The sequence below is a fragment of the Priestia sp. YIM B13551 genome, from assembly GCF_042787905.1.
GTDB lineage: Bacteria > Bacillota > Bacilli > Bacillales > Bacillaceae_H > Priestia.
Map to the genome: position 1 here is coordinate 1 of NZ_JBHZOX010000037.1, position 1,207 is coordinate 1,207.

The 1,207-nt window shown below is 50.0% G+C and carries 10 tRNA genes and 1 rRNA gene; all 11 read right to left on the reverse strand.

The features are described 5' to 3' along the window. Positions 1 to 74 precede the first annotated feature (74 nt). A tRNA-Ser gene (locus ACFX4N_RS31030) sits at positions 75 to 167 on the reverse strand. 25 nt (positions 168 to 192) lie between these two features. Then, positions 193 to 269, reverse strand: a tRNA-Met gene (locus ACFX4N_RS31035). Between the two features lie 25 nt (positions 270 to 294). Then, positions 295 to 370, reverse strand: a tRNA-Ala gene (locus ACFX4N_RS31040). A 25-nt stretch (positions 371 to 395) separates the two neighbouring features. Further along, positions 396 to 472 (reverse strand) — tRNA-Pro (locus tag ACFX4N_RS31045). A 4-nt stretch (positions 473 to 476) separates the two neighbouring features. After that, positions 477 to 553, reverse strand: a tRNA-Arg gene (locus ACFX4N_RS31050). Between the two features lie 9 nt (positions 554 to 562). Then, positions 563 to 651: transfer RNA gene (locus ACFX4N_RS31055), tRNA-Leu, on the reverse strand. 14 nt (positions 652 to 665) lie between these two features. Beyond that, positions 666 to 740 (reverse strand) — tRNA-Gly (locus ACFX4N_RS31060). 22 nt (positions 741 to 762) lie between these two features. Next, a tRNA-Leu gene (locus ACFX4N_RS31065) sits at positions 763 to 844 on the reverse strand. A 13-nt stretch (positions 845 to 857) separates the two neighbouring features. Then, positions 858 to 933: transfer RNA gene (locus ACFX4N_RS31070), tRNA-Lys, on the reverse strand. 7 nt (positions 934 to 940) lie between these two features. Beyond that, positions 941 to 1,016, reverse strand: a tRNA-Val gene (locus tag ACFX4N_RS31075). Positions 1,017 to 1,131: 115 nt separating this feature from the next. Beyond that, positions 1,132 to 1,207: ribosomal RNA gene (gene rrf / locus ACFX4N_RS31140) — 5S ribosomal RNA — on the reverse strand; the annotation flags it as partial.

Here is a 1,207-nt window from a genome sequence, read left to right on the forward strand (position 1 = left end):
ACGGAATCGAACCGCCGACACAAGGATTTTCAGTCCTTTGCTCTACCAACTGAGCTACCGAGCCTTTATGTAAATGGAGGAGGAAGAGGGATTCGAACCCCCGCGGGCTTTGACACCCCTGTCGGTTTTCAAGACCGATCCCTTCAGCCGGACTTGGGTATTCCTCCGTATATTTATAAAATGTAACTTATATGGTAGCGGCGGAGGGAGTCGAACCCACGACCTCACGGGTATGAACCGTACGCTCTAGCCAGCTGAGCTACACCGCCATATTATTCGTTACAATTATTAAATTGGTGGAGCCTAGCGGGATCGAACCGCTGACCTCCTGCGTGCAAGGCAGGCGCTCTCCCAGCTGAGCTAAGGCCCCATAATGGTACTGATACTGGTACTCATGGTCGGGAAGACAGGATTCGAACCTGCGACCCCTTGGTCCCAAACCAAGTGCTCTACCAAGCTGAGCTACTTCCCGTTCATGGCGCGCCCGAGAGGAGTCGAACCCCTAACCTTTTGATCCGTAGTCAAACGCTCTATCCAATTGAGCTACGGGCGCTTATTAAAATGGTGCCGAGGGCCGGACTTGAACCGGCACGGTAGTCACCTACCGCAGGATTTTAAGTCCTGTGTGTCTGCCAATTCCACCACCCCGGCAGGACTTATATATGTGGAGCGGAAGACGAGGTTCGAACTCGCGACCCCCACCTTGGCAAGGTGGTGTTCTACCACTGAACTACTTCCGCACATATATGAAATTAATAAAGATGCGGGTGAAGGGACTTGAACCCCCACGTCATAAGACACTAGATCCTAAGTCTAGCGCGTCTGCCAATTCCGCCACACCCGCGTACAAATATAAATGGTGAGCCATGAAGGACTCGAACCTTCGACCCTCTGATTAAAAGTCAGATGCTCTACCAACTGAGCTAATGGCTCGAAAAACTGGTGGAGGATGACGGGATCGAACCGCCGACCCCCTGCTTGTAAGGCAGGTGCTCTCCCAGCTGAGCTAATCCTCCAAAAAAATCTATATAAGCGCTATGAATAGCGTTATTTTCATTACTTATAATAAATGTTCCAAATAAAAAACCCCTATACTCTTTTACAAGAGGCTAATAAGGGTCGTTATTAATTGCCTGGCAACGTCCTACTCTCACAGGGACAAAGTCCCAACTACCATTGGCGCTAAAGAGCTTAACTTCCGTGTTCG